Annotated in this window: 15 protein-coding genes and 2 pseudogenes; 9 read left to right on the forward strand and 8 right to left on the reverse strand. The window is 35.9% G+C overall.

The genetic code is table 11. The annotated features are described in order from the left end of the window. Positions 1-115: 115 nt before the first annotated feature. From lspA to RT405_RS09330, 5 genes and pseudogenes are all read right to left on the reverse strand, one after another. Entirely contained in the window at positions 116-574 is a 459-nt protein-coding gene (gene lspA, locus RT405_RS09310; RefSeq protein WP_313469245.1) for a signal peptidase II, read from the reverse strand. Positions 575-730: 156 nt separating this feature from the next. Beyond that, complete coding sequence (locus tag RT405_RS09315; protein WP_313469247.1) at positions 731-1348, reverse strand: CadD family cadmium resistance transporter; 618 nt, start codon at positions 1346-1348, stop codon at positions 731-733. Positions 1349-1480: 132 nt separating this feature from the next. After that, positions 1481-1699 (reverse strand): annotated as a pseudogene (locus RT405_RS09320) (transcriptional regulator); the annotation flags it as partial. 444 nt (positions 1700-2143) lie between these two features. Next, entirely contained in the window at positions 2144-2425 is a 282-nt protein-coding gene (locus RT405_RS09325) for a helix-turn-helix transcriptional regulator (RefSeq protein ID WP_313469248.1), read from the reverse strand. Further along, entirely contained in the window at positions 2412-2783 is a 372-nt protein-coding gene (locus RT405_RS09330; protein WP_313469250.1) for a type II toxin-antitoxin system RelE/ParE family toxin, read from the reverse strand. Before RT405_RS09330 ends, RT405_RS09325 begins: the two co-directional genes overlap by 14 nt. A 407-nt stretch (positions 2784-3190) precedes the next feature. Here RT405_RS09330 and RT405_RS09335 point away from each other — a divergent pair, with 407 nt between their 5' ends. From RT405_RS09335 to RT405_RS09360, 6 genes are all read left to right on the forward strand, one after another. Beyond that, positions 3191-3562 (forward strand): MobC family plasmid mobilization relaxosome protein, encoded by a 372-nt coding sequence (locus RT405_RS09335; RefSeq protein ID WP_313469252.1) that lies wholly within the window; start codon positions 3191-3193, stop codon positions 3560-3562. After that, entirely contained in the window at positions 3544-4680 is a 1137-nt protein-coding gene (locus RT405_RS09340; RefSeq protein WP_313469254.1) for a relaxase/mobilization nuclease domain-containing protein, read from the forward strand. Before RT405_RS09335 ends, RT405_RS09340 begins: the two co-directional genes overlap by 19 nt. Positions 4681-4838: 158 nt before the next feature. Further along, complete coding sequence (locus tag RT405_RS09345) at positions 4839-6368, forward strand: type IV secretory system conjugative DNA transfer family protein (protein WP_313469256.1); 1530 nt, start codon at positions 4839-4841, stop codon at positions 6366-6368. 552 nt (positions 6369-6920) lie between these two features. Further along, positions 6921-7685, forward strand: coding sequence for a replication initiation protein (locus RT405_RS09350; RefSeq protein WP_313469258.1), 765 nt, complete (start codon positions 6921-6923; stop codon positions 7683-7685). A gap of 62 nt (positions 7686-7747) precedes the next feature. Next, positions 7748-8260, forward strand: a complete 513-nt coding sequence (locus RT405_RS09355) for a hypothetical protein (RefSeq protein ID WP_313469260.1) — start codon at positions 7748-7750, stop codon at positions 8258-8260. Between the two features lie 17 nt (positions 8261-8277). After that, a complete protein-coding gene (locus RT405_RS09360) occupies positions 8278-8808 on the forward strand; it encodes a hypothetical protein (RefSeq protein ID WP_313469262.1) in 531 nt (176 codons plus the stop codon). 73 nt (positions 8809-8881) lie between these two features. Here the strand turns inward: RT405_RS09360 and RT405_RS09365 are convergent, their stop codons facing one another. Further along, on the reverse strand, positions 8882-9433 hold the full coding sequence (locus tag RT405_RS09365; protein ID WP_313469264.1) for a tyrosine-type recombinase/integrase: 552 nt from the start codon (positions 9431-9433) through the stop codon (positions 8882-8884). 289 nt (positions 9434-9722) lie between these two features. Continuing rightward, positions 9723-11642, reverse strand: coding sequence for a heavy metal translocating P-type ATPase (locus tag RT405_RS09370; protein ID WP_313469266.1), 1920 nt, complete (start codon positions 11640-11642; stop codon positions 9723-9725). A gap of 273 nt (positions 11643-11915) precedes the next feature. Between RT405_RS09370 and RT405_RS09375 the strand changes: the two genes are divergently transcribed. Beyond that, positions 11916-12230: a metalloregulator ArsR/SmtB family transcription factor gene (locus tag RT405_RS09375; RefSeq protein ID WP_313469268.1), complete on the forward strand. Its 315-nt coding sequence runs from the start codon at positions 11916-11918 to the stop codon at positions 12228-12230. A gap of 104 nt (positions 12231-12334) precedes the next feature. On the opposite strand, the pseudogene RT405_RS09380 reads toward RT405_RS09375, so the two are convergent. Continuing rightward, positions 12335-12538, reverse strand: a pseudogene (locus RT405_RS09380) (cadmium resistance transporter); the annotation flags it as partial. Between the two features lie 294 nt (positions 12539-12832). On the opposite strand from RT405_RS09380, the gene RT405_RS09385 reads away from it, so the two are divergent. Both RT405_RS09385 and RT405_RS09390 read left to right on the forward strand, forming a co-directional pair. Further along, positions 12833-13198, forward strand: a complete 366-nt coding sequence (locus tag RT405_RS09385; RefSeq protein WP_313469270.1) for a metalloregulator ArsR/SmtB family transcription factor — start codon at positions 12833-12835, stop codon at positions 13196-13198. Next, positions 13191-15359, forward strand: coding sequence for a heavy metal translocating P-type ATPase (locus RT405_RS09390; RefSeq protein ID WP_313469272.1), 2169 nt, complete (start codon positions 13191-13193; stop codon positions 15357-15359). The genes RT405_RS09385 and RT405_RS09390 overlap by 8 nt, the downstream gene beginning before the upstream one ends. The last annotated feature ends 204 nt before the right edge of the window (positions 15360-15563 follow it).

Genomic DNA, 15563 nt, shown 5'->3' on the forward strand with positions numbered 1-15563 from the left:
CCCACTTTCGTTAGCTTTAATAAACATATAGAAAAATACACTCCCACTACTGAACGAATAGTCCAGTAGTGGGAGTGTATTTTTTTGAGAGACCTTTTGTCCCAGCCTCTATTTTTTATGATTGCTCATTTAGATTAGATTTTTGTGTTTTATCTTCTAAATAAGTACTTACAAGTAATAAAATAACCCCGACCACTAGGAATACATCTGCCAAATTGAAAATCGGATAATTTATAAATTGGATATCGAACATATCTGTTACTTCTCCAAATATTATTCTATCTAAAACATTACCAGCTGCTCCTCCCATAAAAAAACCAAGCGCTATACGTGTTAGTTGATCTGTAACTTTTCTGGAATAGAGAATAATCGAAACAATGACTATGAGTGCAATAGAAATAAGAAAAAACTTTTGTCCTGAAAAAATCCCCCAGGCAGCTCCTATGTTTCGATGAGAAGTTAAATAAAAAAAATTATCAACAATAGGAATTGTTTGACCATAGTCCATAAAGTTTCTTATTAGGTATTTCACTAGTTGGTCAATACCTATTGTTATCAAAGTAATCCAATACAAAAAATCCACCTCTTTATGATCTTAATTAGTAATTATCTAGTAGTTCAACTAACAGATAATTAAACTCCTCTTTTAATCAAGCTGATATTTGAGTACAGGCTGATATTCGCCTATAACTACTGCATTTAAATGTTGATCTTTATGGAAAGCCTAACTTTAATTGAAAGTATTAAGGAATGCCTCAAACGTACCATTTTCCAACATAATAAAAATACCTAAACCAACGAATACTACGGGTACAATAATCCGCTTATATTTATCTAACGTGTCTGCAACAAAAGAAATCTTTGCTAACTTGTAACTGATGTAGCATATAACAGAGATGGATATGGCAAAAATCACCAGGACTGTTATAATTTCAGAAATAGAGAGCGAAGTGAAATAAGGAATATAAATACCCAAGTTATCCCCACCGGACGCAATTGTTATGAGTGCCACGGACCAAAATAAGCGGTTAGATTTTCCGGAACTCACTTTTTCAATTACTTCTCCTTCATCTTCTTCCTCTTCCCCTTTAATAGCCAATCGAATACCCAGGTAAATAGGTATAAGACCCAATAGACCGATTACCCAATCCTGAGGAATATAATTTAGCACGTAGGCAATGAACAAGCTCACCACCACCAAAATTCCGGTACCTAGATATTGACCCCAATAGATGTGGTAAAAATCTTTTTTCGTATGGGCTTGAGAAAAAATAATCATCAAAATAAAAAGATAGTCAATGCTAGTAGACACATATACAGCAAGTGCTGAAAAAATCGTTTGAATCATTTAAAACTCCCCTTTTTTAATAATAAGTGATCTTTAACAAACTATCTGCTTCATACACCTACATTTCTTATCTTTTAAAATATAAAATAAATAGTAAGCAGAAAACTATTGTTCAAGTTAAAAAAAATATGGTGAGATATTTTTTAAGATAGCATCTAATATTGCTGCTAAATCGCAGACACACATCTCCTTATAAGTCTCTAGCGCATAAAAATTTTTAATTCTAGAGGAATCTGCAAAACATTTCCCTAGCACAAGTAAAGTTGATAAATCTTTATTAATTAAATTATTTTGGATAATGGCTACTTTCTCTTTATGTATTAAATTAGTTGTACATACTTCTGTATTCAATAAAACCACCTCTCATTCAAACGACCTTTTGAATGAAGTATATCTATTTGCTCACTATCCTGTCAATAAGTCTTATTTTCCACACTTGATTTTACTCGAATAAATGTGTTGAAAAAGTTTAGATTAGTGCTTTTCACAAAAACAACTTCATATTGTATTAAGTATCTCCGCTGTTGTTCAGGTACCAAAAATAACCTTGTTAAAATAATATTCTACATCTACATACACTATTTTAATCAATTTCATGTATTCATTTTAGGAAAGTAGATTCATACACGAATAAAGAGGCTGGGACAAAAGTGTTTTTTTGAAAAATTTAGTCCCACTTTCGTTAGTTTTAATAAACATATAGAAAAATACACTCCCACTACTGAACAAATAGTTCATTAGTTTTGGAAGTGTATTTTTTTGAGAGACCTTTTGTCCCAGCCTCTTTTCTATTAGCTAAACAAATTTAACTTCAATAACTTTATCAAATGCCTTTGCAATATCATTCATTGTCTTAAAAGTCACATTCATATTTCCATTTTCAATACGCGCAATCGTAGATTGGGGCTTTTCAACTTTTTCGGCCAATTGTCTTTGGGTCAATCCTTCGGTTTCTCTCAAATTTCTTAAAGCAACTGCAACTTCTAATCGTTCACTTTCACCTAAAAAGGCTTCGTCAAAACTTTTGTCTTTTGCACGCCGACGAGAAATATAGCTACTTACTTTAGTTGTCTCCATTAGGTAATTCCTCCATAAATTTTTTTCGGATCTCTCGTACACGTTTTTTCTCATTCTCGGGCGTTTTATCGGTCTTTTTCGTAAAACCATGCGTAATAACGTACCGATTATCAACGACATGAAAATAAAATACCCGTTGAATATTCGAACTCACTTTTGAACGAAGTTCATAAAGATTCGTTTCTAGTTTTTTGACCCATTGATTTCTTGCTGCGATAGGCAACCCATATTTTTCTGTTTTCTCGATCACAGCTAACAATTTCACTGCGTCTTTTTCAGGTAAAGAATCTAAAAAATCTTCAAACTCACTTGTGCCATCTGGCCGTTTAATATACTCAAATATAGGATTAGTCTTCATAAGCATATGATAGCATATATACTATCATAACTCAATCGATTTCTTACGGTTTCATTTTTAGATAAGCCTCATTTTCCCGGAGTAAACACCGGAAAAATCAAGCGCATAAAGGGCCATTTTTTTCGACGCCAACGACGAAAAAAACAGGCTTGCACTTGCCAAAAAAGAGACCGAAATGGACACATTTCCAGTCTCTTTTTTGGCTCAAAACGGCTACGTTTTGACAGGGTTTAATAGGGGGATTGGGGGAGCAGCGCGTCCCCCAACAAGGTCGTTTGCGCCACGAAGTGGCTAGCAAACATAGAGCTTGCCAAACCCCTTAAAGAAGCATACCACTAACAGCCGAAAGCGTTTTAGTGGTATGCTTCTTTCTGAACGGTAGAGAAGAAAAACAGGGGGTGGGACTTGTGAGCGAACGAGAGATTTTTGAGGCCACTTTTGCGGAGGCTAAACCGAAGCGAAAAGAGCCGAAACAAATCAGCTTTCGAGTGAGCGAATCCGAATTTGAAAAGTTGAAGCGCTCCGCTGAAAGTTTACAAATGAGTGTGCCGGCTTTTGTAAAAAGTAAGGCACAAGGCACTAAGCTCGTAACGCCAAAAGTTGACCGATCAGGAGCGATTGAGATTGCCAAGCAATTACGCGCGATTGGGAATAATGTCAATCAGATGGCACGAGCAACGAACGCTGCCGAACTGGATCCGAATTTAGCCGCCAACCTAACGGCTGAATTGAAAAAGGTACAAAAGGAGTTGAATCAGGTATGGCAACAATTAAATTAGGCCGCAGCACCAGTTGTTCCCGCTGCATTAACTACGCTGAACCACGTGCAACCGTCAAAAGTGGCTTAAATTGTGATGTCAATTACGCTAAAACCCAAATGAAAGCCACCCGCATGATTTATGGCAAAGACGATAAAGTCCAAGCACATACCTTGATTCAGTCGTTTAAGCCCGGTGAGGTTACGCCGGAACAAGCCAATAAACTAGGCTATCAGTTAGCTGAAAAAGTCGCTGACGGTCACCAAGTGGCTATTTATACGCATACCGATAAAGATCATATTCATAACCATTTAGTCATTAATAGCGTGAATTTGGATACTGGCTTGAAATTTCAAGCGCATGGCCAAAAAGCGATTCAAGAAGTGAAAGACGCAAATGATCAAATTTGCCTTGAAAATGGCTTAACCATTCCAGAAGAACCGGCTAAAGTCCGGTATACGACCGCAGAAAAATCGTTATTGGAAAAAGGAAAGAGCAGCTGGAAAGACGAAATAAGAGAAGCAGTCGATTATGCAACAGCTCATACAAGCAATTTTAAGGACTTTTCAGCGCTTTTAACTAAAAACGGGGTAGATGTTAAATTAAGAGGGAAAACGATCACCTATACCCATTTAAATGAGAATAAAAAGATGCGAGCGAGCAAGCTTGGCCTTGATTATGAAAAGGAGACGATTTTTAATGGCTTTGAAAGACACACTGAACCAACCGAACCAAGAGATCCCGAAACCAAACAACCAGGAAGCAACGAGCCAAGACCTGCAGCAGCTGACTCAAGTCTTGATCGAGATCCGGAACTACAGCGGAGCAACGCTGCAACAGAAAAGCTTAGAGAAAGCCAATCTGGAGAACAATTTACAAGAGATTCAAGAAGTAACGAATACAGTCCTGAACAACTTCAACAGCAGCTTGAAAAACTTAGAGACCACACAAACCAACTTCAACGAGACAGCTCAAAAGCAGTCAATCGAATCCTTGAAACACCTGAAAACGATCCTGAACGACCTGTTAGAAAAAAACAAGACGGAGATCGCAAAAATCCAGCAAGAAATGAATCAGAACAACGCCCAATTAAGCGAGATCAACCAAACCATAACCGCGACTATGGACCAAGTCTTTGAGAAATTAAACGCTGAAATTAAGCGAACCAATCAAAAATTAACCTTTCGAACGGTTTTAACGAATTTATACGCCAGTGTCCCGACCGGTATCGTTGTCGTAGCGCTTATGTGGCTACTCAATACCTTTAATCTATGGTAAAAAGGAGGATTCTATACTTATGCGATTATTTCCATTGCACAATTTATTAAATAAATGGATCAAACAAAAAATACCCTATACTTGGCTTCATTCATTGTTAGTAGCCATTTTATTTTTTGGTTCGCTTTATCTTTTCGCCATACCAGCTGAAATGTACAGTAGAAATGCTGCTAACGTTGGAATAGCCGTAATGCTTATTTTTTATATCTGTCTTGGTTTTCTTTTCATGAATTTTAAGCAAAAAGAGGAATTGGTTGCTGTTAGTGGAGATTTGGGAAAAGCTGATTTTGTCAGTAAAAACCAACTCAAACAATCCCATTTAATCAATGGTGGATCCGGTATTGTTTTTGGAAAATTAAATCACTCCTTTGTTGAACGTCCAACCAATCAAGATGGACATGTGGCCATTGTTGGAGGTACTCGAACAGGGAAAACGTCTAGTAATTTGATCCCAACCATTGTGCGATGGCAAGGAACGGGCTTGGTTTTAGATGTTAAACCCGAAATTTTAGCGAAAACCGGCCATTTAAAAAACAATAAAAAGGTTATTTCTTTAAAATCAAAACAAGATTGCTACAATCCTTTACAGTTTATCCGTAAGATTTCAGATGTTTTGGATCTAGCAAAAATATTGATTCCCATTCCACTCGCTATCAAAGAAACGTACTTTAAAACAACCGCTCAAAATATATTAGCTAGTGCTTGTTGGGAATTTAAAGAAACAATGCCCTTTTCTGATGTAGCAGAATGGCTATGTGATACTTCAGGAACTGAAATCGTTGAACAACTTCAACAAAGTTCAAAAAAAGAAACCAGAATGTTGATCAACGCCGTTGACAATATCAAAACGGAACAACTGGCTAGTGTCATGAATGAGTTACGTAATACCATGATCCCTTATGCGATTGACGAACAATTAAGCTACATTACCGGCAGCAATGGTTTAGCGTTATCCGATATTGAAACAAACTGGGTTTATATCGAACTAGAAGAAAATAAGCTAGAAGTCTATAACGCCTTTTTAGCCCTAGTCATTTCTCAATTTGTAAAATACTTAGCCGGTCGAAATGAATACCAAGAACCTAGAATACTTTTAGCGTTAGATGAATTTTCTAGAATTGGAAAAATGGATTTATTAGTGGATAGTATCGCTACTTTGGGCGGTCGTGGCGTCACAACAATGATCCTTTTTCAATCTTTAGCCCAATTAGACAAGGTTTATGGATCAGATTCACGCAAAATTATTATGGATAACGTTCATTACACTTTAATTCATAACGCAACCGATACGGAAAGCCAAAAATACTTTAGTGACAGAGCCGGTATGAAAACCAGTATCGTTCAATCTATGTCTAGAGATAATGATCGCTGGAGTCTTAAAAAAAATCATTCTTACAATCAGCAATCTACGCCTTTAATCCGTCCAGAAGACTTTGCAAACCTTAAAAAACCTGTTTTATTTGCTTATCAAGTAGGTATTTGTGAGATTGAAAAAAGTTATTGGTTTAAAAATACTGAAATGAGCCATTTATTGGAGATAGACAACTAAAATCAATTTAAAGCCCTAAAAAGAGCCTTAGAGACAGTTCTATTTGTTTAAACGACCTTTTATAAGCTTTTAATCTAAAGTTAAAAATAAGGCTGTTTTTTAGCTTCTAAATCCATACAATGGTTCGATCAGTCGAGCGTAAGTCGAGACACAGAACGTTGCTGACGGTTTTGAACTTTAAAATTTATTCAGGCTTGCGGAGCAAGCTATCATTTTATTTATGTTTTTGGATTTTTTATTTAAAGAATAACTTAAGTGAGGTTCTTTATTTATTAGTTATAATATAGTTTTAAAAGAGTTTTAAAGATAAAAGAGTTTTAGGGGCGCTTTTTGACTTACTCCCACAAGGGTTTCAGCTATAGTAAAGACGACACTTTGTCTGTACTATAGACGACACTTTGTCTGTCTATAGACGACACTTTGTCTGCTTATAGACGACACTTTGTCTGTCTATAGACGACACTTTGTCTGCTAAGGAACGACATTTCATTTACATGTCGTCTTTAGGTAGTTATAATTAAATAAATTCTATATAGAAAGGCGGCATTTTTGTTGAATGAAGTTGTAAAATATGAAAATAGTTTAAATGATGTGAGTTTTCGAAAATTCAATCCTAATGAGCTAGATTTATTTTTTTCTATATGCTCGAAATTAAAAGATAGATATACCGAAGAAATCGAATTTAGTTTTGAACAATTGAAAGATTTGAGTAGTTATTCTCCTACGTCTGTTAAACGGTTTATGAATGACTTGGATAAAACTTACACGAAAATGCTTGGCCTTACTTATGGAGAGCGTACAGAAACAAGAATAAAACGCTTTGTACTTTTCACTAAATTTGATATCAATGCAGATACAAAAACCGTTAAAATTGGGGTTAACAAAGAATTTGAATTTCTATTAAATGATTTTGAAATGTTTACCAAATTTGAATTAAAGGAATTTACAACAATTAATAGTTCATATTCAAAAACAATATACCGAAAATTAAAACAGTTTAAAGGGACAGGTTTTTATACAGTGTCTATTGAAGAATTCAAACGGTTATTAGATATTCCTGAAAGTTATCGTATGTATGACATAGATAGAAGGATCCTTCAAAAAAGTATGAAAGAGTTAAAACCACTCTTTAAGAGTCTAAGATATAAAAAGGAAAAAGCTAACAAAGGAAACAAAATTGAACGAATTAGTTTTATTTTTGAAGAAAAAAAACAGTTGCATGTTCCATTATATGATTGGGTCAATAACGAAGAAATAGAAACACAAGCTGAGATCTATAAGCGTGAGAAGGCTAAACAAGAACAAATAAATAAATGATTGTGTCGTTAGTTGAGTTTCTTTAAACTATTGTTATAACAACAGTTAAGGTGGTTTCTCTTATGAATAAGAATACTGATTTTATAGAATACATATCGCCTAATATCGCTGCAAAAAAGCTGGGAATTGCAGTTACAACACTACGTAAATACTCTAGTTTGATTGAAAAATCAAGTGGTAACAAGGCTTATTTTGAACGTGATAGTAATAACAGTCGATTGTATACTCATGTCGATGTATCGATTTTAAAGCGGGTGATAGCGTTGAAAGTGCGCCCTGATTTTTCATTAGAAAAATCAATAAAACAAGCTTTATCAGAAAATGACGTGGCGAGCGTATCAGATACCGATATCCGACTTGAGGGCGACACAAACGACGACCTACACCCGATTCAAGATGATAAACTTAAACAATATGAAGCGCTAATTAACCAATTAGTTGAAAGCAACCTAAAGTTATCGGGACAATTAGAAACTGCCATTGAAAAAATAGAAAATCACAATAAGAAATTACTGGAATTAGAACAAGTTCCAACAAAAAAAAAGGGTTTTTTAAGTCATTTATTTAAACAATGAATATGTGAGGTGAACAAATGTTGAAGTGGTTATTTAATGTTTTATCAAAAACATCCGTAAATATTGTAGCTGGATTACTTTCTTTTTCTGCAATGCAATATATTGAAAATTTACAACCTAAGATCCCTATAATCTTATATAAATTACTACTCTTTATTTTGTCTATTGTATTATTAGTAAGTATTTTTTTATTGATTAGAAATTTAATTGTTAAGCATAGGGATAGTAACCAGCTTAATAGATCCCCCATCGCTTTTGTATTTAATACATCTCCCGATTATAAAGCATATGAAACGTATAAAGGTTTGATGTATGAAATTGAATATGATTACCCTAATAGTTTTTCTATGCACAGAGGTGGAAAAGAATTTCGCGATGTAACTGGCCCTTTATGTGTAAATGATAACTTTGAATTGATTTGCAAAAAAAAATTCTTTGGTACTTACGCCTATAGGTGTCACCATTGTGAATCTAAATATAAAAGTAAATATAACAAGTATACGCTCGAACATAATGCCAAAGAATTTTTCAGAAAACAATTTAAATAGTCTATTATTATGCATTTTCCTTAAAAGGATTGGGTATGTCTTTTTTTTAAGCATTAAGAAGTGTATTGCTAACTTAAAAACCTAGTCTAAAGTTTAATAGCGTTTCGCTAATTTCATCTTCATTAATTCCAATATACCGTTTTGTAATATTTTCACTGCTATGTCCAAAAATTTCCATTAACGTAGCTACATCTTTAGTTTTCTTGTAATAATGATAACCAAAGGTTTTCCGCAGAGTGTGCGTCCCGATATCGTCTCTTCCTAGTAAATCAGCTACCTTTTGAAACATTTGGTAAACGGTATTTACCTTTAAATAACCGCCTTTGCTGCTGGGAAACAAATAATCTTCTGGCTCCAAGTCTTTAGTGTAGTCCTGGATCAAGTCCTGCAAGCTACTCAAATACAAAATGCGTGTTTTGCCTGTCTTTTGTTCCACTATACGGGGGTTTTTTGAAGCTATGATATCTTTTTTCTTTAATTTAACAATGTCTGACATGCGCAAACCGCTGTTAATACCGATCAAAAAGAGAAAAACGTCTCGTTCGGCATGCTGATTGCGGCGTAAACAGAATAAAAAGTCGTTGATTTCTTGCTGCGTTCTTAAGGGTTGGACGTTGTAAGTCATTGAAATGGTCTCTCCTCTCACAAAAGTGATACATGATTTCAATCATTATACCACGAAATCATGTATTATAGGCGGTTAGAAAAAAAGAACCTTATAGGTATAGGATTCAGGATACACGATTTTATACAATTTCATGTATTAGTTAGTAACACCTTCCTTTATTTTCGTTATTACCTGTAACGAAAATAAAGGAAGGTGAAGGGTATGTTATTAAAAATGCGATTGTTGCCTTACGTACTCAATATAAAATAACAGTATTAGAAAAATGTTTATATTCAATTTAGTGTATTTATTTAGTTTTTAATAATCGTAGACCATTTAGTATTACGACTAAGGTACTTCCTTCATGAATGATGACACTAATGGCTATATCCGTTAATCCTAATAAACTAACGACAACTAAAAAGGCTACAACGGCCATTGAGAAAATAATGTTTTGCCAAGTAACACGATTCATTTTTAAAGAAATCTCATGAGCTTTGACTAATTTAGATAAATCACTTTTCATTAAAACTAGATCAGAGACATCTACTGCAACATCCGTACCATCGCCCATAGCAATTCCAACATTTGCTTTTACAAGAGCAGGCGCGTCATTTACGCCATCTCCCACCATAGCGGTCACGCCATATGTTTCTTGTTGTTCAGTGATAATTTGCGATTTATCTTCTGGCATGACATTTGCAATCACTTGGTCTACTCCTAATTGTTTACCAACAGCTTGTCCTGTCATTTCAGAGTCCCCAGTGATCAAAGTAGTATGGATACCAAGTTTCTTAAAATAATCTATCGTTGCTTTCGCATTTTCACTTGGAACATCCATTAAGGCTATAAGACCGATTACTTGCTCATTCTTTGATACATATACAACCGTCTTACCTTCTGAAGCCCATTTTTTATTTAACTGTGAATATTCATCAGATACAGCGTCAAAAGAGGTAGGTTTACCAATACGATAAGCTTTACCTCTATAATCGCCTGTTAAACCTCGTCCAATCTGATTTTCCACTTCAATAGCTAGTTTATTTTTTTGTTCATACTTTTTTAAAATAGCACTCGCTAATGGGTGATTTGATTCTTTTTCAAGAGCCACTACGATATCAATAATCTCTTCTTTGTCTACAGAATCACCAAAGTAATCATTCGTTACTTCAGGTTTTCCTTTAGTTAAGGTTCCTGTTTTATCAAAGGCAATGGCTTGAATATCAGCTAACTGAGACAAATAGGAACTTCCTTTTGAAAGGACACCTCTTTTTGCTAGGTTCGATGTAGCTGATAATGTTACCGATACCGTAGCTGCTGCTAGAGCACATGGCGAAGCCGCAACTAAAAGAACTAATCCTCTATAGATACTTTGTGACCATGTCCAATCAAGAAGTACAGGCATGAGTAAAATAAAGAGTGGAATTGCAATTAAAACAAATTTAACATACCTAGGCTCAAACTTTTGAATAATGCTAGAAGCTTTTGTTTGATTCTCTTGATTTTGATTTACTAGCTGTAAAATTTTTGAAAAAACAGTATCTTTATTTTCTTTCGTGACTTCCATTGTAAACGTACCTGTACCATTAATGGTACTCCCAAAAACACTGTCTCCCTTTGACTTCTCTTTTGGGATACTCTCTCCATTAATAGAAGATTCGTCAATGGACGTAGAGCCAGATAATAGGGTTCCGTCAATAGGTACTTGGTCACCGTTTAATACTTGAAGTTGATCTCCCACTTTTAATTCATTCACATCAACGATTGTTGTGTTTCCATCAATCATAATCAACCTAGCAGTTGTTGGATTCATTTCTAACAACTTGGTAATTTCTCTTTTACTTCTTCCTTCAGCGTAATCCTCAAGAAAATGTGCTCCAGAGAAGATAAGTATCAATAAAGTTCCTTCCCAAAAATTTCCTATCAGAGAAGCTCCTAGCGCAGCTGTTCCCATTAAAATATGCGAGTTGGGTGTAAATTTCTTTTTATTTTTAGTGTTTTCAATCGTTTCACCAATTCCTTCAAGAATAATGACATGATAGCCAGCGCTAATTGAAGCAATTGAAAATAAACTATTTTGTAACAAACTAGTTTCTCCGTCTAAAAATAACGCAATGAGTGCCAATGCTAAACCAATAAAGTATAATACAATGGGCATTTTTCCGTGATCATGGTCATGATTATGACTACCATTTTCGTGAGTGTCTTGCTCTTCAATATCTTTCATTTTCTATCACCTTTCTTAATAAAACTTTTATTTTTTTTTATATTAATTATTTTCTTAAATCGTAATGTTTACGCATTACATATGAATAATCGTTCATATGTCTGCGGATTCATTATATAACGTTCTGTCTAACTTGTCAAAAAAATAGTTATCTTATTTATTTGATAAAATATAGAAGGCTAAAAAAGCTGCTTTTCATAAAAAACTTGCTTTATCCCTATCTTTTGATAATCTAAACATGAACCAGTACACATATGAAGGAGAGATAAATCTATGAAACCATCGTTGACTTCTCCATTAGAAAATAAATCTATACAAGAGGTAAGTAAAATCTTTAAAATTATCAGCGACCCTACACGACTGTCGATTTTATTCCTTTTGCAAAAGGAAGAACTAAGTGTTGGAACTATTGCGCAGTCTTTGAGTATGGAACAATCTGCAATTTCTCACCAATTAAAAACGTTAAAGACTTCAAGATTAGTAAAAGCGAAAAGAGCTGGTAAAAGTATGATTTATAGCCTTGACGATCTTCATATTTTTAGTATCCTTGAGCAAGTTTTGACCCATATCAAAGAACCAGAAGAATAAAAAAATTTAAAGCAACAGGCTTTTACAATTCATTATTTCAAATAAAAAAAGGCAGCGAGTTTTAATAATCTCGTTGCCTTTTTAATTTGAAATTCACTATAGTGCTAATTTAATAAATTGAGAACTGTTTGTATGGTTCCATTTTCAACCAAGATAAAGATTCCTAATCCAATAAACACCACTGGGACAATAATTCGTTCATATTTTTCTAACGTTTCAGAAACAAAAGAAATTTTTTCTAATCTGTAACTAATATAGCAAAGAACCACAACAGAGATAGCAAATACAACTAAAGCAACAACCTCTTCTTTTTCCTCTCATTGAAAAAATAATATTTTATAAATATCCTGATTCACTTTTTAAAGATACCTTGTGGGGTTTTACTAATGTAGATAAGGCCTTTTTCATTACAATAAAATCAGTTACATCTATCATAACATCCGTACCATTGCTTACAGAAATCACATCATGTTCTTCATTTTTTTCATTGATAATTCTGCTAGAGACAATACGAAATTAAACAATCAAATATACACTTGAATGAACTCTTGAAAAGGGATATAATACGGTGAATCTTAAATTTGAATAAGGAAGTGAAAAGTATGAATAAGGCTTCGTGTGAAATTTTCTGTTATGACGAGGACAAGGTGGAACATGTACAAGAAGCTCTGGAGGAGGCAAAAATCGGAAGTGTATCTCAATGGCTGAAAGCCGTTTCTGATGAAAATCGGGCTAAAATTGCCTACGCTTTATGCTTGGAAGATGAACTGTGCGTCTGCGATATAGCAAACATATTGGATGTAACAGTGGCTAATGCCTCGCACCATTTACGCACTCTATATAAGCAAGGGATTGTCACATATCGAAAAGAAGGAAAACTTTCCTTTTACTCGCTGGACAGCGACCCAGTCAAACAAATCATGATGATTGCACTCATGCATAAGAAAGAGGTAAATTTAAATGTCTGATCAATTAAACGAACAATCAAAAACGGAAATGAACTCTTTCCGTGTACAAGGATTCTCCTGTGCTAATTGCGCGGGTAAATTTGAACGAAATGTGAAGGATCTTCCCGGCGTACAGGACGCGAAAGTGAACTTTGGGGCTTCCAAAATATCAGTATACGGGACAGCTTCAGTTGCAGAATTGGAGACAGCCGGCGCCTTTGAGAATCTAAAAGTGAAGCCAGAGTCTTCTCTGCCTAAGCAAGAGGAGCAGGAGGAACAATCAGGCGATGAGAAAGTTCCCTTCTATCAGAAGTACAGTACAATCCTTTATGCCACATTATTTGTTGCCCTTGGGTTTCTCTCCTCCTCCGTCAATGGAGAAGAAAATGTGGTCACTATCCTATTGTTTATAGCATCCATGTTCATCGGTGGCCTATCCTTGTTCAAGGTCGGCCTACAAAACTTGGTGCGTTTAGATTTCGATATGAAGACCCTTATGACTGTAGCCACAATTGGTGGGGCAATCATCGGGGAATGGGGAGAAGTGGCTCTGGTTGTGATTCTCTTTGCACTCAGCGAGGAACTAGAGCGTTTCTCCATGGATCGGGCAAGACAATCTATCCGCTCGCTAATGGACATCGCACCCAAGCAGGCTCTCGTTCGTCGAAACGGTCAGGAAATGATGGTACACGTTCAAGATATTGCCATAGGCGATATCATGATTGTTAAGCCGGGACAAAAGATTGCAATGGACGGGGTGGTTGTGAGTGGATATTCCGCTGTCAACCAGGCTGCCATTACTGGTGAATCTGTTCCGGTTGAGAAATCCGTTGAAGACGAAGTCTTTGCAGGAACATTAAATGAAGAAGGCTTGTTGGAAGTTAAGATCACTAAATTAGTGGAAGATACAACCATTTCCAAGATCATTCATCTGGTAGAGGAAGCACAAGGGGAACGCGCTCCAGCCCAAGCTTTCGTGGATAAATTTGCAAAATACTATACTCCAATTATCATGCTAGTGGCCCTTTTGGTCGCAGTCGTTCCCCCTATCTTACTGGGTGGCAGTTGGGAAATGTGGGTATATCAAGGATTAGCTGTCCTGGTGGTCGGTTGTCCTTGTGCGCTAGTTATTTCCACTCCCATCTCCATTGTATCAGCCATAGGGAATGCGGCAAAAAAAGGAGTTCTCATTAAAGGTGGAATATATCTTGAGGAAATGGGTTCCCTAAAGGCTATCGCTTTCGATAAAACAGGCACGCTCACAAAGGGCGTTCCGGTCGTAACGAATTACCAAGTTTTCAGCGGTCAAACCGGTGAAAGGGAATTGCTTTCCGTCATTACCGCCTTAGAGTATCGCTCCCAACACCCCTTAGCATCTGCTATTATGAAAAAGGCGGAAAACGAGAATGTGCCGTACTCGGAAATCGTTGTAGAGGACTTCACCTCTCTAACGGGCAAAGGAATCCAAGGAACCGTTCAAGGAGTAACCTACTATATCGGCAGTCCAAAAATGTTCCAAGAATTAATGGACTCTCCTTTTGATTGGAAATTAGAAGAGAAGGTCACAGCGCTCCAAAACCAAGGAAAAACCGCCATGTTGATAGGAACTCAGAAAGAATTGCTCGCAGTAATTGCTGTAGCGGACGAAGTGCGAGAATCGAGCAACGAAATTATTCAGAAGCTTCATGAAATGGGTATCAAGAAAACAATTATGCTGACAGGTGATAACCATGGAACTGCGAAAGCGATTGGAAGCCAAGTTGGTGTATCAGATATTCAAGCCGAACTCATGCCCGAAGATAAATTAGATTATATCAAGCAATTACGTTCAGAGTATAAAAATGTTGCAATGGTGGGAGACGGCGTCAATGACGCACCAGCACTTGCAGCTTCTACGGTTGGTATTGCTATGGGAGGGGCCGGTACGGATACGGCTCTTGAAACAGCTGATGTGGCTCTTATGGGAGACGATTTGAAAAAACTTCCTTTTACAATAAAGTTGAGCCGGAAAGCATTGAACATTATCAAGGCCAACATTACCTTTGCGATTGCGATCAAGATAATCGCCTTGCTATTGGTTATTCCAGGCTGGCTAACACTTTGGATTGCCATCCTTTCTGATATGGGTGCAACCCTTCTGGTAGCTCTGAATGGATTAAGACTAATGAGAGTAAAAGAGTAAGGATGTCGACTTATTAAGAATTGAATCAGGTTCTGGAAGACATAATACAGTCGTACATGCGGCATACAATGAAGTATGATGGCCAAGATTCTCATAACTTAAATAAAAAATAGAAGCTGGGACAAAAGTATTTTTTCGAAAAATTTAGCCCCACTTTCGTTAGCTTTAATAAACATATAGAAAAATACACTCCCACTACTGAAC

This window comes from Carnobacterium sp., assembly GCF_032094055.1.
Classification (GTDB): Bacteria; Bacillota; Bacilli; order Lactobacillales; family Carnobacteriaceae; genus Carnobacterium_A.

What these genes read in the sequence shown, in the direction of transcription:
- RT405_RS09375 (WP_313469268.1), top strand. Translation starts at nt 11,916, where the DNA reads ATGAAACCATCGTTGACTTCTCCATTAGAAAATAAATCTATACAAGAG.
- RT405_RS09385 (WP_313469270.1), top strand. Translation starts at nt 12,833, where the DNA reads ATGAATAAGGCTTCGTGTGAAATTTTCTGTTATGACGAGGACAAGGTG.
- RT405_RS09370 (WP_313469266.1), bottom strand. Translation starts at nt 11,642, where the DNA reads ATGAAAGATATTGAAGAGCAAGACACTCACGAAAATGGTAGTCATAAT.
- RT405_RS09345 (WP_313469256.1), top strand. Translation starts at nt 4,839, where the DNA reads ATGCGATTATTTCCATTGCACAATTTATTAAATAAATGGATCAAACAA.
- RT405_RS09315 (WP_313469247.1), bottom strand. Translation starts at nt 1,348, where the DNA reads ATGATTCAAACGATTTTTTCAGCACTTGCTGTATATGTGTCTACTAGC.
- RT405_RS09355 (WP_313469260.1), top strand. Translation starts at nt 7,748, where the DNA reads ATGAATAAGAATACTGATTTTATAGAATACATATCGCCTAATATCGCT.
- RT405_RS09365 (WP_313469264.1), bottom strand. Translation starts at nt 9,433, where the DNA reads ATGACTTACAACGTCCAACCCTTAAGAACGCAGCAAGAAATCAACGAC.
- RT405_RS09330 (WP_313469250.1), bottom strand. Translation starts at nt 2,783, where the DNA reads ATGAAGACTAATCCTATATTTGAGTATATTAAACGGCCAGATGGCACA.
- RT405_RS09325 (WP_313469248.1), bottom strand. Translation starts at nt 2,425, where the DNA reads ATGGAGACAACTAAAGTAAGTAGCTATATTTCTCGTCGGCGTGCAAAA.
- RT405_RS09340 (WP_313469254.1), top strand. Translation starts at nt 3,544, where the DNA reads ATGGCAACAATTAAATTAGGCCGCAGCACCAGTTGTTCCCGCTGCATT.
- RT405_RS09360 (WP_313469262.1), top strand. Translation starts at nt 8,278, where the DNA reads ATGTTGAAGTGGTTATTTAATGTTTTATCAAAAACATCCGTAAATATT.
- RT405_RS09390 (WP_313469272.1), top strand. Translation starts at nt 13,191, where the DNA reads ATGTCTGATCAATTAAACGAACAATCAAAAACGGAAATGAACTCTTTC.